A 22,554-nucleotide genomic window follows, 5' to 3' on the forward strand; every position below is an offset into this window, starting at 1 on the left:
AAAATTGATGTACGTGTAATAAAATCAAATGAATTTGCTGATTATAGGCTTCTTTATCAGCGATATAAATTATACCCGTCGTCTTCGAGTTGCAGCTCTTTTGACCGCAATTTGAACCCCATGGGAGATAAACTAAGATATTAAAATCAGATAAGGTATTTCACCTTGATATGCAATACATTGCAAGTACCGTAAGCCAGCCCTTACCTGATACTGTTTCGAATACTGACTCACTATCTCAGATATGATATAACAACGTTTCTCCGAACCCCTAAAATACAGGGTCAACCAAAACTATTATCAGGATTTCTATTATGGTGATTTTCCACACCAATTTTGGCGATATTGCAATCAACACATTCGAAGAACAAGCACCTGTAACTGTTGAAAATTTCTTGAGTTATTGTTCCGAAGGTTTTTATGACAACACAATTTTCCACCGTATTATCAATGGATTCATGATTCAAGGCGGCGGCTTTGAGCCGGGCATGAAACAGAAAACAACTAACGCTCCTATCAAGAACGAAGCTAATAATGGTCTGAAAAACAATCGCGGCACTCTCGCAATGGCTCGTACTAATGATCCACACTCTGCAACTGCCCAATTCTTCATCAACGTCGTAGATAACGATTTTCTGAACTTCCGTTCAGAGCGTCCAGACGGCTGGGGTTACTGCGTATTTGCTGAAGTCGTTGAAGGCATGGATGTGGTTGATAAAATCAAAGCTGTTTCTACTGGTCGCAGCGGTATGCACCAAGATGTCCCACATGAAGATGTGATCATTGAACGTGTGACTGTCAGTGAATAACTGAGAGTTAATCGTTAGATGAGTACACTGTTTATTGCAGATTTGCATCTCAGTGAGCAAGAGCCGGCAATTACTGCCGGTTTTCTGCGTTTTTTACGTGAAGATGCGATTCAGGCTGAAAGTCTTTATATTCTCGGTGATTTTTTCGATTACTGGATTGGTGATGATGATCCCAACCCACTACACACCAAAATCGCGCAAGCACTCCATGAATTGAAGCTAAAAGGTATCTCCTGTTATTTTATTCATGGTAATCGAGACTTCCTGCTTGGGTCCCGCTTTGCCAGAGAAAGTGGTTTGATCTTGCTGCCACAGGAAAAAGTGCTCAAATTGTATGGCAAACGGGTTCTGATCCTGCATGGCGATACACTATGTACAGATGATATCGGTTATCAGCAGTATCGTAAACGGGTACATACTCCGTGGATTCAACGGTTGTTTTTACTACTGCCTTTATTTATCCGATTAAAAATCGCTGCCAAAATGCGTGCGGGTAGCCAATACGCCAATACCCGTAAATCCGAAGCCATTATGGATGTCAATCAACAAGCGGTTATCGAATACTTCAAACAATATCAAACAGATTGGATGATTCACGGGCATACCCATCGCGCGGCAATCCATGATATTAAAATGGGTGACAAAACCGTACATCGCGGTGTATTAGGCGCATGGCATGACCAAGGTTCAATGTTCAAGGTGACAGAAACTTCCATTGAATTGATATATTTTCCTTTTTAATCCCTGTTAATTTTTTGGAAAAAACTGATAAAGTAAACAACGCAAACGTTTTCCTTATGAAGTCAGCGTGATATGATCCCCCTTCTTAACCATCATCTTTGTTCTGGTAGACACCCAATACAGGAGCATCTGATTTATGACGACCGGCTCTGATCCCGCAAAAATGACTTCTACGGCTGTGATCTCTTTTACAACAATACCAACGCAGCCACACGCCAAAATCGCCATTGTCATGGGTTCAAAAAGTGACTGGGCGACAATGCAACACGCAGCCGATATTTTGACCGCCCTGACGATCCCTTTTCATGTTGAAATTGTTTCAGCACACCGGACACCTGATAAACTTTTTCATTTTGCTGAACAAGCTAAAGAAAACGGTTTTGAGGTGATTATCGCAGGTGCAGGTGGCGCAGCACATTTACCGGGCATGCTGGCTGCCAAAACTTTAGTGCCTGTGTTTGGTGTTCCAGTGCAAAGTGCCGCACTGAGTGGGGTTGATAGCCTATATTCGATTGTGCAAATGCCAAAGGGCATTCCGGTTGGTACGCTGGCTATCGGCAAGGCCGGCGCGGCAAATGCAGCACTGCTTGCAGCACAAGTGTTGGCTTTACATGATGATATGGTGTTTAAACGGCTCTCAGATTGGCGTCAGGCACAAACACAGGATGTTTTGGATAATCCCGATCCGCGGGAGGATGCATGAAACCTGTTTGTGTATTGGGAAGTGGTCAGTTAGGCCGAATGTTACGCCAGGCAGGTGAACCATTGGGGGTTACTGTGTATCCCGTTGGCTTGGACGCAGAACCGGAAGCCGTACCTTATCAGAGCAGCGTCATCACCGCAGAAATTGAACGTTGGCCGGAAACGCCGCTAACTCGTGAATTAGCGCACCACAAGGCTTTTATCAATCGCGATATTTTTCCACAGCTGGCAGATCGCCTGCCACAAAAACAGATTATGGATACTCTGGGCTTGGCGACAGCGCCGTGGAAACTTCTTTCCGACCCAAGCCAATGGCCACAACTGTTTGCTGCATTAGGTGACTTTATCATCGTTAAACGTCGGACGGGCGGTTATGATGGGCGTGGTCAATGGCGTATTCGACCGGGTGATGAATCGGAATTATCCCCTGAAATTTACGGTGAATGTATCGCAGAACAAGGGATTCCGTTTTCTGGGGAGGTGTCGCTGGTTGGAGCCCGTAATGCCCAAGGTAAATCTGTATTTTATACATTAACCCACAATCTGCATCAGGAAGGAATTCTGCGTACCAGTGTTGCCTTACCCAACACAGATCAAAAATTACAGCGGCGGGCAGAAAAAATGCTATCCGCTATCATGGATCATTTGAATTATGTCGGCGTTATGGCGATGGAGTGTTTTATTGTTGGCGATGACTTGTTGATCAACGAGCTGGCACCGCGGGTTCACAATAGCGGCCACTGGACACAGAACGGAGCTTCAATTAGTCAATTTGAACTTCATTTACGGGCTATTTTAGATCTGCCTATGCCTCAGCCAGAAATCTTTTTGCCATCCATTATGGTTAATCTGATTGGTACAGAGATAAATCCAGCATGGCTGAATTTGCCGCTGGTTCATTTACATTGGTATGAAAAGGAAGTTCGTCCTGTACGTAAGGTTGGGCATCTGAATCTGGTTCATTCCGACAGGGATGTATTGAAAACGACTTTGGAAAGTTTGATACCATTATTACCCGAAGAGTATCAAAGTGGGCTGAAATGGGCACAAAATAAATTAAGTTGAAGAAAACCGTAAGGAAGCGGTAACGCATTGAAATAGCTTACCGCTTACAACACTGAGTATATCAATAGTTTTTATTTTTTGATAATGCTCTGGAAAGAGTATCCACAATTGTTCTTGTTGTTTGATCTATTTCATAATTAAAAAAATCACCTACCGTGATTTTACTGAATAAGTTTCACCTGTTGTGGTGAAATTCACCACTTCATTAATACCTGCTACATGTCCATAGATAATTGATATGTAACATCATGCTAAAGTTAAAATATATAACCTCATCTTCTAAAAATTATGCATTTTATTTTTAATAAGACTCTTATATTAATATCAGCATCTTATTATATTATTTTTTAAATAATAAGAATCTATGGTATAAAATTGTTGAAGAAGATTGCAAAACTCCGGATAACCAAGTGCTGGTTTTAATACTGGTACTTTACTAAGTATAAAGTTAGTTTATGGGATAAAAGAGGGATTTACCTAAGTCCCTATAAAATAACGAGGAGAAACTCAGTGTCATTTCGAAGGAAGCAAGGAATAAACAATCTATTCACATCAATGACAACAATAAGTGCAATGTTACCTGTCGTTTCATTATGTTTTCTTTTTTCGTCACCGGTACAGGCCGATGATTTCGTTAATTTTCAATCAATCGATACCAGCCTTTACTTCCAATCCGGAAATAAAGTCGATCCTGAGAAAACGCTCTCCCCTATTGTCGAAGCCTTTGGTGATTATAAAATCGGCGATATGTATGTCTACAGTATTTGGCAAAATTCTCTGCAACATGACTATCAAGGCGATAAAAGCACTTATTACTATAAATTTGTGCCAAGACTCAGTGCCAGCAAAATCACGGGGTATGATTTTTCTTATGGCCCATTAAAAGATGTGCTGTTTTCCCAGTGGATTGCCAAAACCAAAAACGTAAAATATGACTATTTCCCCGGCATCAGCCTTGATTGGCAAGTGAATGGATTCAGTTGGTTACGTACCATTTTTTATTTTGAAAATAATTCAAAAGGAAGCTGGAACGATCAACGTATCCACATTGATTATGGCATTCCTTTCACTAATCGGTTAGGGGATTTCCGCATCGTAGGGACTTTCGACTATACATTGGGGCTACACGATAACCCTGAAATGATAGATTTCAAGCCTGAATTACATTATGACTTAGGGAAACAACTGGGATATCAAGCTGGTCATCTGTGGACTGGGGTTGTCGTAAATCCGGTCAAAAATAAGTACAAAATAAAAGATACGCCAAGCTTTCGCACGAATCAATTTAGCTATGGGGTGTTTATTCGATACAGCTTTTTCTAATAAGCACATAAAATAGTGCCGTTTTTAATGGTTTATATCCTTGATGGGGTCAAAATGTCCATTCAATACGACAAATTCGGACGTACTTATCAGTGGTTTTTGCTGATACTTTTAGGCATGGTCTATTTTTTATCCACCGCAACAACCTTTACGTCATTGGGTGTTGTCCTACCCAGCATGATTAATGAACTGGGGTGGAGCTGGACTAATGCCGGTTTGGGATTCACGCTGCTTGGCCTGACTTGCGGGCTATCCAGTTTTCTGCCAACTGTGTTCATTCGTAAGGTTGGTGTTCGTTTCACTCTGTCCATTGGGTTGCTGATTTTTCTGGTCGGTTTCTACAATCTTTACCACACATACGCTATTTCATCATATTTTATCGGTACTGCTTTAATTGGTGTCGGTTTTACCTTTTTGGCGACGGTTCCGGGCACTTATGTCATTTCACGCTTGTATGAAAAACAGTCCCTTGCTTTTGGCGTCTATTTCACGATCGGTGGATTAGGGGGCGTGATTGGCCCATGGATCTATTTTTTGGCAACCCGTGTCTGGGGAACCTGGCGGATGCACTGGATGATCTCCGCTATTGTGCTCACCATTTTCGTTATTCTGACCCTTATTACCCTTCAGGAAGGAAAACGGGAAATTGCCCATGCAAAGGCCGTGAACCAACAACATAACAATCAGGATACACTCAGCATTTATCGCACCAAGCAGCGCTGGACTGCGCACCAGGCACTGCGAACATGGCAATTCTATGCGATTGCAGCAACTTACACCGCATTTTTATGGTGTGGTATTACAGTCAATAGTTTTGCGGTTGCTCATATTATCGAAAATGGTTTCAGCGAAGCTATCGCAGTAGGGCTATTGAGCACGATGGCCTTTATCAATGCGTTTTCCAGATTGGCCGGAGGCGCAGCCGGGGAATGGGTTGATCCGAAAAAATTACTGATTGGCAGCCTGACTATTATCATTCTTGGCCTAATCGCGCTGAGTATCGCTTCTTCATGGCCATTCTTGATTGCGTTCTCACTATTTGTCGGCATGGGATATGGAATGACTTTCCTCGCATCCAGTGTGTTATTGGCTAACTATTTTGGCCGCAAACCTTATCTTGAGCTGTTTTCAATCATGAACCTGATTTCAACATTGGCTTCTCTGGCGCCTTTTTTTGCGGGTGCCATTAAAGATTACTCAGGTAGTTTTACTTTAGCGTTCCTGATTATTGCTATCCCCGTATTCATTGTTCTTGTCATAACATTAATGATGAAACCGCCTGCTCATAAAATGAGAAAGCATTCGGCAGAAAACACTCAATTTACTGAATAGGGCAAGAATGAGCTGAAATAACATACATACAAACAAGGAAAGAGTGATGTCAAAGAAAGAGTTTGGTGTATTTCTACCCATTGCCAAAGGTGGGTGGATCATCTCCAAAAACACGCCACCACTGGATGCGTCTTATAAACAAAACCGTGAGGCTGCTATTCTGGCTGACCAGATTGGCCTTGATTTCATTATGTCCATGGGTAAATGGCGCGGGTTTGGTGGCGAAACAGATCATTGGGGCTGCTCGCTCGAATCCGTCACGATGATGGCTGGTATTGCTGAAGTTACCCACCGCGCAAAATTAATCGCTACTGTTCACGCGGGGCTACATAATCCGGCTGTCACGGCTAAAATGATCGCTACTCTGGATCATATTAGTCAGGGGCGTGCTGGCCTGAATATTGTTTCCGGTTCATTCCGAGATGAGTTTGAACAAATGGGTGAATGGGATGGTAGTTTAGACCATGATCAGCGCTATGCCATGACCGAAGAGTGGACCCAGTTGATCAAACGACTTTGGCGTGAAAAACAGGTTGATTATGAAGGCACTTACTTTCATCTAAAACAGTGTGTTTCTGAGCCTAAACCTCTTTCACTGCCGCGCCCTTATCTGGTTTGTGCCGGTCAGTCCGAGCAAGGGCTGCGTTTTAGTGTACGTCATACCGATGTTTGTTTTATCGGTGGCAAGGATGAGGCTGAAACCCGCAACATCAGTTTAACCGCCAAACGTATTGCAGCTGAATACAATACAACAACGAAAACATTCTGCATGTGTACCGTCATATGCGCTGAAACAGATACCTATGCTGAAACCCTTGCCCAGTTCTACCGCCAAGGTTTGGATGTGGAAGCCGTCAAAAATATGATGCGTAGTTTCGGCGTCGATATGGATGGAAAAAGTAATGCGATGGTTGAACGCTCCCAAAATGCCTTTATGACCCATACCGCCATCGGTGCGCCAGATACCTGCTATAAGCAACTGGCAGATTTAATGCGCACCTGTGAATTGGATGGCGTGATGTTAATCTTCCCCGATTATATAAAGGGGTTAAAGGTTTTTGGGGATCAGATACTGCCCAGATTAAGAGAGGAATTTTCCTGATAAGATCAGATAATCACTTTAAAAATGGGGAGCGTTTTTTTCAAAACCTCCCCCTGTTTTATTCTACTTTTATTCTACTCTGGCAAGCGTCGATAATGCCCTTTGCCACGCAATAATCTAATCCCCAGCCAACTGCCACATAATGAAAGCAGTAAGCTGCTGATAATGGGAAGTAAAAACCACATCAGCCATTGTGGTTGCCACGGGAAATGAAAGACCTGAGTCTGCAATAACCATAGCGCAATTTCTGCGCCAAATGCAGCGGCTAATCCCGCCATAAATCCCAGTAATGCAAACTCACTCCACAATGTGCGACGCAGTAATTTCTTGCTCGCGCCCAATGTACGGTATACCACCAATTCAAGCTGACGCTGGCTCATACCGACCTGAATTTGTGCCAGTAAAAGCAAGGCACCGCAAATCATCACCAGAACAACCATAATTTCCAGTGCTTTACTGACTTGCTGCAAGATACCTTGTAACTGTTTAAGTATCGAGCCGATATCCAACATGCTGATAGTCGGGAAACGTCGGTTTATTTCCGTCAGCAACCGTCCATCGCCTTCATAATGGAAGCTGGTCAGCCACATTTTGGGCTGGTTTTCTAACGTTTCTTTAGTAAAGATAAAAAAGAAGTTTGGATTTACACTTTCCCAATCCACCTGACGAATACTGCTTACGGTGGCATGAAATGTTCGTGTATCACCCGTAAATGTAAGTTGATCGCCTAAATGAATTTGCAATCGCTCAGCAACACCTTGTTCCATGGATACTTCATTCGTTTTCGGCGGCCATGTTCCCTCTACAAGGGTATTAAAAGGGGGCAATTCTGATTTCCACGTTAAATTCAATTCACGGCGTACTGTTGTACTATTGGGGTGTTTTTCATCTGCCCATTCAACCGCCGATTGCCCGTTGATTTCTGTCAAGCGTGCCAGTATCACAGGATAAAAATCAGTCGGCTTTACCTGATATTTATCTAATAGTCCGTTAACTTGAGCAAGCTGCGGCTGAGTCATGTTGAGCAGGAAATAATTCGGACTATCAGGTGGCAATTGCTGTTGCCACTGATTTAATAAATCGCTCCTTGCCATGATCAACAGAGCCAACAACATGAATGACAGAGAAAATGCAGCCAATTGTGTCATGGTCTGGAATGGGCGACACAGTAGACGGTTGACAGCCAGACGCAGGCTCAACTGACGAAATGTCACTCGGCGCAACAGCCATAAACCACTCCATCCCAATAGCGCCAACAGCAGCGCAACCATCGGTACTCCTGCCAGCAACGACCATAACAACGGTTTGGTGCCTGCCAGCAAGACCAATCCTCCCGTGATAATCAATGCGACTGTCGGCAAATAATAACGTAATGGCCAGATAGCCGCAGTCATATCATTTCTTAATACCCGTGAAGGCTGGGTCGCCATTAATTGGCGATAAGGACGAACTCCCACCAGCACAGTAATACCCAATAAAGCACCAATCGACCATATCCACGGCCATATACCCGCCGCAGGTAGCATTTTAGGCAGCATTTCTGCCAGGATCCGAATCAATGCAGTTTCAAAAACTAAACCTAAAACAGACCCCACCACAATCGCGGCAAGCAATATGACTAACCACTGCCCAATTATCCACTGACGCAAAGCCCAACGCCCCGCCCCCAATGTTTTCAGAATGGCAATCAGATTATGCCGGCTGCGACAATAATGCGACATGGAAACCGCCATCGCAGCTACGGCAAGTAACAGTGTCAATAAAGCTGATAACAATAAAAATTGTTGTGCGCGTTCAATGGATTGTGCCAGTACACCGTTATCCTGTTTCAGTGTGAGCCAACGCTGGTCAGCTTTTAGTTGCGGATCAATCAGCTGCTGAAAAGACTGGAGTGCGGTTGGAGAGCCAGAGAACATATAACGATAAGTCAAACGGCTGCCCGGTTGAATAGCTCCTGTCGCTTCAGCATCATCAAGATTGATTAAAATCCGGGGGGAAATCTGGAATGGACTAAAGCCGCTATCAGGTTCTTGCAGCAATTCCCCACGAATTTTCAACCTTGTATCGCCAATCTCGATACTATCCCCAACCTTAACGCCCAATAATGCCAGCAACCGGGGAACCACCAACACAGACCCTTTTTCTGGTTTTAATCCTCTCGGTTTAGTTTCCAGCTCTCCGTACAGCGGATAACGATCATCTGCCGCTTTCACTTGGGCTAAATGCGGAATATCACCCGCATAAGTCATGGTCGAAAATGAGATCTGGCGGCTCAATGTCAACCCTTGCTTCTGAGCCTGTTTTAACCAAGCTTCATCAACGGGATACGAGGCCCTTAAGACAAGATCGCCAGCCAGAAAATCGCGGCTTTGATAATGCACACTTTGATCAATGCGATCACTAATACGCCCTAATGCCAAGACGCAAGCAACTGCCAATGTCAAAGATAACCAGACAATCAGGAGGGATGGTGTACGCCATTCACGCCAAAACCAGCGCCAGATCATGCTTCCTCCTGCAATTTTCCATCGACCAGACGTAAACGGCGTTGGCATCGGGAAGCCAACTGGCTGTCATGAGTGACTAAAATTAAGGTGGTGGCGTAATCGTGATTGAGGGAAAACAGCAAATCAGCAATGCGATCACCTGTTTGGCGATCAAGATTACCTGTAGGTTCATCTGCAAACAAGATTTTTGGGCGGGTACAAAACGCCCGGGCCAGAGCAACTCGCTGTTGTTCCCCACCAGAAAGTTGAGCTGGCATATGTTTCAAACGTTTTCCCAACCCTAGCTGTTCAAGTAATTCAATGGCCTGCTGGCGGCTTTGGTTTTCCGATTCGCCACGCAATAACGCCGGAAGCTGGACATTTTCCAATGCATTCAAGGTTGGAATCAACATAAACGACTGGAAAACAAACCCCACATTTTCTGCCCGTAACTGCGCCCTCTGTTCCTCATTCATACGACTGAGATTCTGCCCCAACAAATGAACATCTCCACTGCTGCCATCGTCCAAACCTGCAATAATGCCAAGAAGCGTTGACTTCCCTGATCCCGACTCACCAACCAATGCAATTGTCTGTGCTGACTCGACAACCAACCCAACACCTTGCAATATATTAATTACCTGTTCCCCTTGACCGACATGTTTAGTGAGATTATGAACTTCAAGAATACTTTCTACAGCCATGTATTTTTCCTTTTGTTGTTAGTGCTATGCAGTGCCAGAGCAACAGCAGCGGATACTCTGCTTATATTGGGTGATAGCCTCAGTGCAGGATATCGTCTGCCTGTTGAGCAATCATGGCCTTCGCTGATGGCAAAGCAATGGCAACAAACTGGCAAAAAAACAGTTATCGTAAACGCCAGTATCAGTGGTAATACTGCATTGCAAGGCCTTGAGCGTTTGCCTGAGTTATTGAAACAACACAATCCAAAATGGGTTCTGATAGAGCTTGGCGCAAATGATGGGCTACGTGGTTTTCCCATTCAAAACATAGAACAACATTTGCAACAGAGCATTACCTTGGTTAAACAGGCCAATGCTCAACCTTTATTAATGCAAATTCGAGTTTCACCCAATTATGGAAAGCGTTATACCGAAGCCTTTGCAAAAATTTATCCTACACTGTCTGAACTCAACCAAATTCCGCTACTGCCATTTTTCATGGAGCATGTTGCTATAAAACCAGAATGGATGCAGGATGACGGGTTGCACCCGAATCAATCAGCACAGCCCTTTATTGCTGATTGGATGTCCAATCAACTGTCGGCATATATCAACCATTTTTAAGTAAAGATATTGCTTAATAATAAATCATTTATTTCCATAATTAATGCAAATAAGCAGGTAAAGTTATGCAAAAATCGATTCTTATTACTGGATGTTCCAGCGGCATTGGATTAGCTGCGGCCAAAACACTTCATCAACGTGGTTACCGTGTACTCGCAGCTTGCCGCAAGTCCGCAGATTTAGAGCACATGAGTGAACTGGGATTTGAACCCATTGAGTTGAATTTAGATGATAAAGACAGTATTGAACACGCGGCAAAGAAGGTGATCGAATTAACCAACGGCCATTTGTTCGGATTATTCAATAATGGGGGATTTGGCCTATACGGTTCACTGGAAAGCATTACCCGCGAGCAAATGGAAAAGCAATTTTCCACCAATTTCTTTGGCACCCATCAACTGACATGTCTGTTATTGCCAGCCATCCGTGCCTATGGCGCAGGCCGAATTGTTCAAACCAGTTCTATTATGGGGTTAATCTCTTCACCAAACCGTGGAGCATATGCAGCCAGTAAGCATGCCCTTGAAGCATGGTCTGATGCTTTACGTGGAGAACTGGCAAATACGGACATTAAAGTAAGCCTGATAGAACCGGGTCCAATCAATACGCGTTTTACGGAAAATGTGAATCAAACCCAGCAAGATAATCCTGTCGAAAATACAAGCCTGGCACGCCGTCTTACATTAATGCCTGAGGATGTCGTGACTAAACTGATTCATGCTCTGGAAAGCCCCAACCCCAAATTACGTTATTCTGTTACATTATTGACTCACACAGTAAAAATAGCGCGTCGTATACTCCCGGAAAAATGGCTCGACAAAATTGTTCGCAGACTAAGTTAATGAACATTGAAAAAGGCACCAACGAGTCTTATTTATTCAATATGATCCCTTATTAACAAACCAGAGAGAAATGCCCATGGAACCTACAGTGAATACCAACAATAATACCGCCTATATCACCAATATTGATGAGTTGAATATTGCTCAAGTCGTTCAGCACTCACTTACTCAGCTTGTCGTATTCTACTTCTGGTCTCCACAGGATCTGCATTGCCATGAATTAGAATCAACGCTTGATAAAATAGCCCATGAATATGCCGGACAATTTACTCTGGCTAAAGTCAATTGTGACCAACTTCCTCATCTCGCAGCACAATTTGGTGTACGTAGTTTGCCTACTGTATTATTTGTAAAAGAGGCGCGCCCTGTCCAAGGCTTTGAAGGTATCCAAACTGATGAAGCCATCAGAAACATTTTTTCCCAACTTATTATTGAGGAAGAAAAATCACCGTTAGAAAAAGTGAATGCTCTGCTTACAGAAGGCAACAATCAGGAAGCACTGCCTTTGCTGAAAGAGATTCATCAGCAAAATCCAAAAGATACAGACATTACATTACTATTGGCTCAAGTTAACATTTCACTTAATCACCTTGAAGAAGCGCAAAAAATATTGAATATCGTCCCATTAGAAGAGCAGGACGAGCATTATCATGAGTTACTTGAGCACATTAAATCTCAGAAAGAAGCGGCTGATTCACCTGAAATTCGACAACTTCAGCAAGAACTGGCTGCTCAACCAGAAAATGCAGAGTTGGCTATTCAACTTGCTGCAAAGTTACACGAAGTTGGTCGTAATGAAGAAGCGCTAGAGTTACTGCTTGGTTTTCTGAAAAAAGATCTTGCTGCTGCTGATGGCGCGGTGAAAAAGACGATGATGGATATTCTATCGGCTCTGGGAAGCAGCGATGCACTAGCATCTAAATACCGTCGTCATGTATACTCTTTACTCTATTAAGTAAAAAAACTTATCTATTCCATAATTAGTGAATAAGGGAATTGTTATGGATTTACTCTCTTTTGGTGCTGTACCAATCTTTATCATTATTGCTGTCGTTATCGTTTTTACCTGTGTAAAAACCGTTTCACAAGGTTATCAGTGGACTGTTGAACGCTTTGGGCGCTATACCCGCACATTGACGCCCGGCCTGCACATCATTGTGCCATTTATTGATAAGATTGGACGTAAAATCAATATGATGGAGCAGGTTCTGGATATTCCATCGCAGGAAGTCATTTCCCGCGATAACGCCAACGTGACCATTGATGCCGTCTGCTTTATTCAGGTTGTCGATCCGGTACGTGCAGCCTATGAAGTCAGTAATCTGGAATTGTCCATCATTAACCTGACCATGACCAACTTCCGTACTGTGCTGGGTTCAATGGAACTGGATGAAATGCTTTCCCAGCGTGATTCCATCAATAGCCGCCTGCTGACAATTGTTGATGAAGCCACCAACCCGTGGGGTGTCAAGATCACGCGTATTGAGATCCGTGATGTGCGTCCACCCAAGGAGTTGATCTCTGCGATGAATGCCCAGATGAAAGCAGAGCGTACTAAGCGTGCTGATATTCTTGAAGCAGAAGGCATTCGTCAGGCCGCCATTCTGAAAGCGGAGGGAGAAAAGCAATCACAAATTCTGAAAGCAGAAGGTGAACGTCAGTCAGCTTTCCTTCAAGCAGAAGCGCGTGAGCGTGCCGCAGAAGCAGAAGCCCGTGCAACTAAAATGGTTTCAGATGCCATCGCTGATGGCGATATGCAGGCAATTAACTACTTCGTCGCCCAAAAATATACTGATGCCCTTACCAACATTGGTGCAGCAAATAACAGCAAAGTTATTATGATGCCACTGGAAGCCAGTAATTTAATGGGGGCAATAGGTGGTATTGCTGAGTTAATTGGTGAAAGTAAGAAGAGCAAACAGGATAAATAGCCATGATTGAACAGATCGCCGCTCAGCCAGCTTTGTTCTGGCTCTGTTTTGGTGGCCTGCTTTTGATTGCTGAATTGCTGGGAACGGGAGGATACCTTTTGTGGACAGGAACAGCAGCCGTTGTTGTTGCCCTGATCACATGGATTTTCCCTAATATGGGCTGGGAACTGCAAGGTGTTCTGTTCGCTGTTTTAACACTGGTTTCTGTTATTGCATGGCGTAGCTGGTTGCGCCATCGTCCACGCCAAATCAGCGATAAGACCCTCAATCAGAAAAATCACCAATTAATCGGGCTTCGCACCCGTTTGATCACGGGTACTGAAAACGGTTATGGCCGAGTCAAGCTGGCGGATGGTAGTTGGCGCATTCATTGTAACCAAGAACTTCCTGCCAATACCGAAGTTGAGGTCATCGCCGTTGACGGAATTACATTAAAGGTAAGGCCCATAAACCGCTAGCTATGATGTATACAACAACCCGATAGGTGCTCAATGATGGGGCAATCAGCCCCATCATCTCCCGGGCATTCAGCTGCCAGTGCCAGCAATGTTTCCTTTATTTTTTGTAATTCTGTGATTGTTTTTTCTATTTCTGCAACTTTTTGCAGGGTCGCCGTTTTTACATCCGCACTGTGGCGGCCAGGGTTACGAAATAAGCGCAACAACTCACGGCACTCTTCCAGAGTGAACCCCACCTCTTTCGCCTGACGCAGAAGTATCAGTTCATCAACATGCTTTTGTTGGTAATAACGATAACCGTTATCTCCCCGAATCGGAGCAGTGATCAGATCTTTCTCCTCATAAAATCGAATCGCTTTGCTGGTTAAACCTGTTTTCTGTGCAATCTCACTGATGTTCACCTTTCCCCCTTGACCTTCCCCTTGCAGGAAGGTTTAGCCTTAATGATAAGTATACCACTCTGTATCAGGAGATATTGCTATGTCCACAACTACCATTCTCGCACTTCAAGACTTAACTTGTATGCACTGTGTTGGCAGAGTTAAAAAAGCACTTGAAAATATATCCGGTGTTGAACAGGCAAGTGTAGGTCTGAATTATGCCAAAGTTATCGGTGAAGTTTCACCCGATGTGTTAATTGCTGCTATTGTTGCCATTGATTATCAAGCCACTGTCGCTACAAGGCCTGATATTGAATTGCAACTCTCAGGTCTAAACTGCATGAAGTGTGCAGGTAAAACACAAAAAGCCTTAGAAGCGGTGGAAGGTGTCATCGCTGCCGAGGTAAATACCCAAAGCGCAAAAATCTACGGTATAGCCGAAAGCCGTTCTTTAATTGATGCTGTTAAACAAGCAGGATACCACGCCGCGTTAGCTACCGGAGATGATTTCCCAAAAACTGAGCCGCTGACAATATCTATCCCACAAACACCGGAGTCTTTGGCAGCGGCAACCTTTTCCTCTTCAGTAAATACTTATTCAATAAAAGCATCTCCGGTAACAACAACTCAGACAAAAACTCATTTAATCGAATCAATTCAGGTTGTGAATAACCAAAATGACGCTATTGGTGATGAGAGTGTTCAGCTCTTATTGGATGGAATGACTTGTGCCAGTTGTGTCAGCAAAGTACAAAAAGCGCTGCAATCCGTTGATGGCGTGGAATATGCCAGAGTAAACCTTGCCGAAAGAAGCGCTTTGGTTACAGGTAGAGCATCACCAAATACTTTGGTTGAGGCAGTTATCAAGGCAGGTTATGGTGCGGAAATCATTCAGGATGAAACAGAACGCCGTGAGCGCCAGCAACAGGTTGCACAAGCGAATATGCACCGTTTTCGCTGGCAGTCTGCCTTTGCCTTAATGGTTGGTGTGCCAATCATGGTTTGGGGCATGATCGGCGATAATATGATACTCACACCTGCAAACCACACGATTTGGCTCACTATTGGCCTGATTACACTGGTCGTGATGATATTTGCTGGCGGGCATTTTTACCGCAATGCATGGCAAAGCCTGAAAAATGGCAGTGCAACGATGGACACACTCGTAGCTCTGGGGACGGGTGTGGCATGGCTCTATTCCATTAGCGTCAATCTATGGCCAGAGATTTTCCCATCTCAAGCCCGTCACCTTTATTACGAAGCCAGTGCGATGATCATTGGTTTAATCAACCTCGGTCATGCACTGGAACAACGCGCCCGTCAGCGCTCTTCTAAGGCCCTTGAGAGACTATTGGATTTAGCACCACCGACTGCACGGGTGATGACTGAAGAAGGCGAAAAAATACTGCCATTGAATGATGTTATTCCCAATATGACATTGCGCCTGACAACGGGAGATCGTGTTCCGGTTGATGGTGAAATTATTCAGGGTACAGTCTGGCTGGATGAAGCCATGCTGACAGGGGAAGCCATTCCCCAACAAAAATCAATCGCTGATACTGTTCATGCCGGTACTGTCGTTCAGGATGGAGCCGTGTTGTTTAAAGCTAATGCAGTCGGCAGCCAAACAACTCTGGCACGCATTATCAAATTGGTACGTCAGGCACAAAGCAGCAAACCCGAAATCGGCCAACTGGCAGACAAAATATCATCAATATTTGTGCCTGTTGTCGTTGCCATTGCCGTCATTTCTGGTGCAATCTGGTACTTTATCGGCCCTGCCCCACAAGTCATGTATGCACTGGTAATCATAACCACCGTACTGATTATCGCTTGCCCTTGCGCACTTGGGCTGGCAACGCCCATGTCTATCATTTCTGGCGTTGGGCGGGCGGCAGAATTGGGTATATTGGTTCGTGATGCTGATGCCCTGCAACAAGCCAGCCAACTGGACACCATTGTTTTTGACAAAACAGGTACGTTGACCGAAGGTATGCCACAACTCACTGAGATAAAAACCTTTAATGGCTTCACTGAAGAACAAGTCTTGATGTGGGCTGGTGCACTGGAAAATGGTTCAAACCACCCTCTGGCAAAAGCCATTTTGATGAAAGTTGAAGGGCAAAAATTACCAGAAATACAACAGTTCAGGACACTGGCAGGACTCGGCATTAGAGGTGAGATCGGGAATACTGCTCTGCTGCTGGGCAATCAAAACCTGCTTGAGCAAAATCAGGTTGAGACCACAGAATTAAAATCATTAGTTGCAGCACAAGCAGAAAAAGGTATAACACCCGTTACGCTTGCGGTAAACGGAAAGATCGCAGCTCTGTTTTCTATCCGCGATCCTCTGCGCCAAGATACTGTTTCTGCCCTAAAACGTTTGCATCATCTAGGATATCGTTTAGTTATGCTGACAGGTGATAACGCAGTAACTGCTAACGCCATCGCCAGGGAAGCAGGGATTGATCAGGTAATCGCCGGTGTTTTACCTGATGGCAAAGCAACTGCAATCCAATCACTCCAATCAAAAGGGCTGAAAGTGGCGATGATAGGCGATGGCATTAATGATGCTCCCGCATTGGCACAAGCAGATGTAGGCATCGCTATGGGAAATGGAAGTGATATTGCTATTGAAACTGCATCAATTACTCTTATGCGCTATAGTTTGCACGGGGTTGCTGATGCAGTTGAATTATCCAAAGGCACATTGCGCAATATGAAACAAAATCTATTTGGCGCATTTGTCTATAATACGCTAGGCATTCCGATTGCGGCAGGTATCTTATATCCTTTCACCGGAACGTTACTGAATCCTGTCGTTGCAGGCGCAGCAATGGCATTATCTTCCATTACTGTCGTCAGTAACGCCAATCGGTTATTGCGTTTCAAACCTAAATCCTAACGTATTCAAAAAATTATGTTAGAAAAGATTAATGTCAACTTTCGGAGTATGGGATATGGGGAAATTGATGACATATTTCAGCGATATATTAGGGTTTAATACTCAACAACATTATCCCTACCCTGCGTTTGATATTAATCTGCGACAAAATAAAAAATTACATATTGTCGGCAGTATTCATATGGGAACAAAGAACATGTTCCCACTTTCTGAAGTACTATTGGAGCAATTGGAGCAAGCTGATGCTCTTATTGTCGAAGCGGATATCACACAAGCAGCTCCCCCCTTCAAAGAAGGATTTCCAGAACAGATTGCTTTATCACAACGTTTATCTCCCGAATATTTTGACTACTTGCAGCATTACAGCCAGGAAATACAGTATCCTGTTTCGCTACTCGATCCATTACCGTCATGGCAAGTCGCATTAATATTACAGACTTCTCAAGCTCAAAATTTGGGGTTACGTCCTCAATATGGCATTGACTATCAATTGTTGAATAGTGCAAAAACACTGAATAAACCCATCATTGAATTAGAAGGCACCGATACGCAGGTTGCTTTACTTACCAATTTGCCAAATGGTGGGCTTTCTCTATTGGAAGATACACTTAACCATTGGCATACCAATGCCCGTGCTTTGCAGACGATGATCAATTGGTGGATGAATTATAACTGTGAGCAACAAGATCAGGTATTGCCGATGACATTTTGTGAAGAGACTCATCAAATCTTAATGGCTGAACGTAATCATCAATGGAGTAAGCAGTTGCAAGACTTACCAGTTGGAAAATATTTGGTTGCCGTGGGAGCCTTACACCTTCACGGTGATCACAATTTACGGCAGATACTGGTAAAATCGCAGGAATAGCTGCCTGTAACAAATACTCTATTTACAGGAATGACAGGAAAAAATATGACCCCCGCTATCGTTTTATTGGAAAAGCAAAAAATTAATTTCAAACTCCATCCTTATGAACACGATACCAATGAATATAACTTCGGTGACGAAGTTGTCAAAAAGCTTGGTTTAGATGCCCAACAAGTATTTAAGACACTGCTAGTCTCCTTGAACGGCGATCCCAAAAACCTTGCTGTTGCTGTCACACCTGTTTCCGGGCAGCTTGATTTAAAAAAAATTGCTAAAGTCTTCAAGGCCAAAAAAGCAGATATGGCCGATCCCCAGTTGGCACAAAAGGCTACCGGATATTTAGTCGGTGGCATTAGCCCGTTGGGACAGAAAAAACGTCTCCCTACGGTTATAGATAGCCATGCACAAACATTGTCAACGCTATTTATTTCTGGTGGCAAACGCGGATTAGATATTGAATTATCTCCTGCTGATTTATGCCAATTACTTAATTGTCCATTTGCTGATATTGCTAAGATTTGAAAATAAATTGCAACTTTCATTAATTTTTTTCGAGCTGGCTCTGTTTTTGCTAAAACAGAGCCTTGTGCTAAATCAGAATATCGATATGCTTCTCCTGTAGCAAAAAAACAATGACTATTTTAATTAACGTAATCCATTTAAATATAAAGAGTACAATAGATACCCCATCACTTTTCAATCAGATTGTTATTAACAATCTTAAGTCAATTAATATGCTGATAAAAGAAGAAAACAATTCATTAATTATAATAAAAATTAGATATATCCAATGGATTTCAAGATGCAGCGCGGCGGCAAGAGAATGAATCCCCAGGAGCATAGATAACTATGTGACTGGGGTGAATGAGTGCAGCCAACAAAGCGGCAACTTGAAAGACGAAAGGTATACGTTTAATTTCAACCACCTCTATTTTATATCCTATGGATTTCTAGTGACAGCCTGAAATCCAGAGGGTTTAAATTATGCATAACCACTTCTAAATAACTGTAAGAAAAATAAATAAATAGATAGATAATAGTAAGCAAAAGACCATCTATTTTATAGATGGTCTTCTTATGCAGATAACTAACAATAATCTTTTAATCTGTTGCTATCATTTATGCACTATTTCGCCTTTGGGTTCATAGTCAGCGGTATTCAATGGTGAATGTTTTTCAATATATCCTTTCAATACTTCAGCATCGACGAAACCGGTGTCAACGTAACCCGGTAAATGATCAATCTTTGGATAACCATCTCCTCCAATTGCGTTGAAATTCAGGGTAGCCATTCGATAAGTTTTATTTGGATCTAATGTCTTACCGCCGATTTTTACATCGCTGATATTCTTACCATCAACCACAAAACCTACATTATAGAATTGGCCATATGCACCTGAATCCTTTTCCATATTTGCAACAGCCGTCAAATATGGTAAGACTTCACTACCTTTAAAATCCAAATAAACCAACTGGTTAGAGAATGGATGCACTTTCATAACATCTTTGTAAGTAATATTTCCCGGTTCAATAGAATCACGAATACCACCACCACTCATCACAGCAAAATCAGCGTTTGTCCGTTCCATCTGAGCTGCCAGTACAAGGTGTGCCATATTGGTTTGTATAAAACGAACCTTACTACGGTCACCTTCTAGTTTGTTATCTACTGAGCCTACTTTAACATTAAGTCTTTGGCTGCTTTTATCCTGATAAGGTGTCAATAAATTGAGCATCTCAGGGTTTTGCTGAATTTCGTGTGTATAATAAACACGATCTGTACTACCATCTTCTTTAGTTACTTTTTTCTTCAAGTTGATAGGAATCAATTGGTAACTCACCAACTTAAATTCACCATTACGGAATTGAAAATCGGCTCGGCCAACATATTTTCCCCATTCATGAGCTTGAACGATCCATGTCCCATTCTGACGATCTGGGGAACAAGGTGTTCCTGGGATATAATCCATCTGTTTATAATTTTTCTTTTCTGCGGACATACAAACCGGATCTTGTGAGTGACCACCCACGATCATATCTAAATAACCCACAGGTAAACTACGCGCCATTTCAATATCTCCTGGCGCATTGGTGCCATGATGTCCATCGTCATAGTGCCCCATATGAGTTGCAGCAATAATCACATCTGGTTTTTCGTTCTTTTTCAGCTCATCAATAACTTTTTTGGCTTCTTCAGCAGGAATACGAAATTCAACATCGGGAAAATTAGCTGGATTACCTATTTTCGCCGTATCATTAGTCGTCAAACCAAAAACAGCAATTTTCACACCCTGCTTATCAAATATGGTATAAGGTTTAAACAAACGCTTGCCCGTGCTGGTTTGGTAAATATTGGCAGATAAAAATGGGAAGTTTGCCCATTCTTGTTGTTGGTACAGCACATTTAAAGGCTTATCGAATTCATGATTTCCCAGCGTCATTGCATCATAGCCTACAAGATTCATACCCTTAAAATCTGGCTCTGCATCTTGCATGTCTGATTCCGGTACGCCAGTGTTAATGTCACCACCTGACAATAACAATACGCTGCCACCTTTCTTGGCAACTTCCTGACGAACAGCGTCTACCACGGTTTTTTGAGCTGATAAACCATACTCACCATAATCGTTCTGCCAAAAATGTCCGTGATGATCGTTAGTATGCAAGATAGTGATATCGTAAGTTTTATCTTTTTCCCACGCAATAGTTACCAACGGTATCAATGAGAGAGAAACAGCAAGGACACATACTGGTGCTTTAAACGAAAATTTCATGGGTATCTCCATGTATTTTAAATTTTTATTAGTGATACCCACCATCTTTCAAATTGCAATGTTGTTAACGACAACTTGAAATCTATTGGGTATCTATGATCATGTATCGAGTTTTTTTGATAAGGATTACATAATTATGTCATTAGATAATGTCTTCTTTCACCTTTTCGGGATAACTATCAAATTATATCCATGCTATAAAATTTCATTAGCAGGCTAATATGTATTAAGGTGTAAAAATTAAACAACTATTTAACACTAGCCATCTCCCTACAAGTCACATTGATAAGCGAATAAATATGAGTGAACAAAGCAATGTAAAATCTCTGTCAGCCTCATCAACAAAAAAACACCGGACAGTTTTCTCAATACTTGGTGCTATCAGCTTATCTCATCTGCTGAATGATATGATTCAATCGTTGATTTTGGCGATTTATCCACTATTACAATCTGAATTTACCCTGAGTTTTATTCAGATTGGGATGATAACACTGACTTATCAAATCACGGCTTCACTATTACAGCCTCTTATAGGTCTGTATACAGATAAGCATCCTCAGCCCTATTCACTACCTATCGGCATGGGATTTACTTTATCGGGGCTGCTTCTGCTGGCTTACGCCGAAAATTTTTCCGTTATATTAGTGGCTGCCGCCTTAGTTGGAACTGGTTCATCTGTTTTCCATCCAGAATCATCACGAGTTGCACGAATGGCATCCGGTGGACGTCTTGGACTAGCACAATCATTGTTTCAAGTCGGGGGGAATTTAGGAAGCTCACTTGGCCCACTACTGGCAGCTATTTTCATCGCTCCTTATGGCAGGGGAAATATAGGTTGGTTTTCTCTGGCGGCATTACTTGCGATCGTGATCCTATTGCAAGTTAGCCAATGGTATAAAATGCAGCATCGAACCAATATTCACCAATCCTCTCGCCACATTTCTCTGCCAGCCCTACCGAGAAAAACCGTTATATGCTCTTTTTTCATTCTATTGGTACTGATTTTCTCAAAATATTTTTATCTCGCCAGCATCAGCAGCTACTACACTTTTTATTTGATACAGAAATTCGGTTTGTCAGTGCAAAGTGCCCAAATCTACTTATTCATCTTTTTATTTTCTGTGGCTGCAGGCACCCTCATCGGGGGGCCGGTTGGAGATAGAATAGGCCGAAAATATGTCATATGGGGATCTATTCTCGGGGTAGCTCCTTTTACCCTCTTGTTACCTTATGTCTCTTTATTCTGGACAGGCATACTGACTGTAGTGATTGGCGTTATATTGGCGTCTGCGTTTTCTGCTATTTTAGTTTACGCGCAAGAACTTGTTCCCGGTAAAACAGGTATGATCGCAGGCTTGTTCTTCGGTCTGGCATTTGGTATGGGGGGCATTGGTGCCGCGGTACTCGGCTATGTTGCAGATAAAACCAGTATCGAATTAGTTTATAAAATTTGTGCTTTCCTACCATTTCTTGGCATTTTTACACTATTCCTGCCAAATATAGAAAAGAAAACTTAAAATGTTCAATAA

General features: G+C 42.9%; 20 protein-coding genes. 16 read left to right on the forward strand and 4 right to left on the reverse strand.

What is annotated here, in order from left to right; genetic code table 11:
* The first annotated feature begins 314 nt into the window (after nt 1–314).
* From ppiB to AACQ81_RS13300, 7 genes are all read left to right on the forward strand, one after another.
* On the forward strand, nt 315–809 hold the full coding sequence (gene ppiB / locus AACQ81_RS13270) for a peptidylprolyl isomerase B (RefSeq protein ID WP_237385490.1): 495 nt from the start codon (nt 315–317) through the stop codon (nt 807–809).
* A gap of 18 nt (nt 810–827) precedes the next feature.
* A complete protein-coding gene (gene lpxH, locus AACQ81_RS13275) occupies nt 828–1,550 on the forward strand; it encodes a UDP-2,3-diacylglucosamine diphosphatase (RefSeq protein ID WP_237385491.1) in 723 nt (240 codons plus the stop codon).
* 163 nt (nt 1,551–1,713) lie between these two features.
* Entirely contained in the window at nt 1,714–2,253 is a 540-nt protein-coding gene (purE, locus tag AACQ81_RS13280) for a 5-(carboxyamino)imidazole ribonucleotide mutase (RefSeq protein ID WP_237385553.1), read from the forward strand.
* The gene (gene purK / locus AACQ81_RS13285; RefSeq protein ID WP_237385492.1) at nt 2,250–3,317 is read left to right on the forward strand and encodes a 5-(carboxyamino)imidazole ribonucleotide synthase; all 1,068 of its coding nucleotides are present in this window, start codon (nt 2,250–2,252) and stop codon (nt 3,315–3,317) included. The genes purE and purK overlap by 4 nt, the downstream gene beginning before the upstream one ends.
* 510 nt (nt 3,318–3,827) lie before the next feature.
* Complete coding sequence (locus AACQ81_RS13290) at nt 3,828–4,640, forward strand: outer membrane protein OmpK (RefSeq protein ID WP_237385493.1); 813 nt, start codon at nt 3,828–3,830, stop codon at nt 4,638–4,640.
* A 54-nt stretch (nt 4,641–4,694) separates the two neighbouring features.
* Nucleotides 4,695–5,972 (forward strand): MFS transporter, encoded by a 1,278-nt coding sequence (locus AACQ81_RS13295; RefSeq protein WP_237385494.1) that lies wholly within the window; start codon nt 4,695–4,697, stop codon nt 5,970–5,972.
* Between the two features lie 46 nt (nt 5,973–6,018).
* Complete coding sequence (locus tag AACQ81_RS13300; protein ID WP_237385495.1) at nt 6,019–7,074, forward strand: LLM class flavin-dependent oxidoreductase; 1,056 nt, start codon at nt 6,019–6,021, stop codon at nt 7,072–7,074.
* A 74-nt stretch (nt 7,075–7,148) separates the two neighbouring features.
* On the opposite strand, the gene ybbP is transcribed toward AACQ81_RS13300, so the two are convergent.
* Nucleotides 7,149–9,581, reverse strand: coding sequence for a putative ABC transporter permease subunit YbbP (gene ybbP, locus AACQ81_RS13305; RefSeq protein ID WP_237385496.1), 2,433 nt, complete (start codon nt 9,579–9,581; stop codon nt 7,149–7,151).
* On the reverse strand, nt 9,578–10,264 hold the full coding sequence (gene ybbA, locus AACQ81_RS13310; protein ID WP_237385497.1) for a putative ABC transporter ATP-binding protein YbbA: 687 nt from the start codon (nt 10,262–10,264) through the stop codon (nt 9,578–9,580). Before ybbA ends, ybbP begins: the two co-directional genes overlap by 4 nt.
* On the opposite strand from ybbA, the gene tesA reads away from it, so the two are divergent.
* The 5 genes from tesA (at nt 10,235) to AACQ81_RS13335 (ending at nt 14,098) form a co-directional block, all read left to right on the forward strand.
* A complete protein-coding gene (gene tesA / locus AACQ81_RS13315) occupies nt 10,235–10,867 on the forward strand; it encodes a multifunctional acyl-CoA thioesterase I/protease I/lysophospholipase L1 (protein ID WP_237385498.1) in 633 nt (210 codons plus the stop codon). The two genes, ybbA and tesA, sit on opposite strands and share 30 nt — an antisense overlap.
* Before the next feature lie 65 nt (nt 10,868–10,932).
* Nucleotides 10,933–11,709 carry an SDR family oxidoreductase gene (locus AACQ81_RS13320; RefSeq protein WP_237385499.1) on the forward strand — a complete coding sequence of 259 codons (777 nt, stop codon included), beginning with the start codon at nt 10,933–10,935 and terminating at the stop codon, nt 11,707–11,709.
* Nucleotides 11,710–11,743: 34 nt separating this feature from the next.
* Nucleotides 11,744–12,664: a co-chaperone YbbN gene (locus tag AACQ81_RS13325; RefSeq protein ID WP_336885662.1), complete on the forward strand. Its 921-nt coding sequence runs from the start codon at nt 11,744–11,746 to the stop codon at nt 12,662–12,664.
* A gap of 46 nt (nt 12,665–12,710) precedes the next feature.
* Nucleotides 12,711–13,640, forward strand: a complete 930-nt coding sequence (locus tag AACQ81_RS13330; protein WP_237385501.1) for an SPFH domain-containing protein — start codon at nt 12,711–12,713, stop codon at nt 13,638–13,640.
* Nucleotides 13,641–13,642: 2 nt separating this feature from the next.
* Entirely contained in the window at nt 13,643–14,098 is a 456-nt protein-coding gene (locus AACQ81_RS13335; protein WP_237385502.1) for an NfeD family protein, read from the forward strand.
* On the opposite strand, the gene cueR is transcribed toward AACQ81_RS13335, so the two are convergent.
* Nucleotides 14,095–14,499, reverse strand: a complete 405-nt coding sequence (gene cueR / locus AACQ81_RS13340; protein WP_237385503.1) for a Cu(I)-responsive transcriptional regulator — start codon at nt 14,497–14,499, stop codon at nt 14,095–14,097. The two genes, AACQ81_RS13335 and cueR, sit on opposite strands and share 4 nt — an antisense overlap.
* 79 nt (nt 14,500–14,578) lie before the next feature.
* Here cueR and copA point away from each other — a divergent pair, with 79 nt between their 5' ends.
* Genes copA through ybaK form a run of 3 tightly spaced genes read left to right on the forward strand, consistent with a single transcriptional unit; the run spans nt 14,579 to nt 18,773 of the window.
* The gene (copA, locus tag AACQ81_RS13345) at nt 14,579–17,383 is read left to right on the forward strand and encodes a copper-exporting P-type ATPase CopA (protein WP_237385504.1); all 2,805 of its coding nucleotides are present in this window, start codon (nt 14,579–14,581) and stop codon (nt 17,381–17,383) included.
* 55 nt (nt 17,384–17,438) lie between these two features.
* The gene (locus tag AACQ81_RS13350; RefSeq protein ID WP_237385554.1) at nt 17,439–18,251 is read left to right on the forward strand and encodes a TraB/GumN family protein; all 813 of its coding nucleotides are present in this window, start codon (nt 17,439–17,441) and stop codon (nt 18,249–18,251) included.
* A 45-nt stretch (nt 18,252–18,296) separates the two neighbouring features.
* Nucleotides 18,297–18,773, forward strand: coding sequence for a Cys-tRNA(Pro)/Cys-tRNA(Cys) deacylase YbaK (ybaK, locus tag AACQ81_RS13355; protein WP_237385505.1), 477 nt, complete (start codon nt 18,297–18,299; stop codon nt 18,771–18,773).
* 593 nt (nt 18,774–19,366) lie between these two features.
* On the opposite strand, the gene ushA is transcribed toward ybaK, so the two are convergent.
* Nucleotides 19,367–21,025: a bifunctional UDP-sugar hydrolase/5'-nucleotidase UshA gene (gene ushA, locus AACQ81_RS13360; RefSeq protein WP_237385506.1), complete on the reverse strand. Its 1,659-nt coding sequence runs from the start codon at nt 21,023–21,025 to the stop codon at nt 19,367–19,369.
* A 299-nt stretch (nt 21,026–21,324) separates the two neighbouring features.
* Between ushA and AACQ81_RS13365 the strand changes: the two genes are divergently transcribed.
* Complete coding sequence (locus tag AACQ81_RS13365) at nt 21,325–22,542, forward strand: MFS transporter (RefSeq protein ID WP_272902972.1); 1,218 nt, start codon at nt 21,325–21,327, stop codon at nt 22,540–22,542.
* Nucleotides 22,543–22,554: the final 12 nt, after the last annotated feature.

This window comes from Xenorhabdus sp. Sc-CR9 (assembly GCF_963897815.1).
In the GTDB taxonomy this organism is placed as follows: Bacteria; Pseudomonadota; Gammaproteobacteria; order Enterobacterales; family Enterobacteriaceae; genus Xenorhabdus.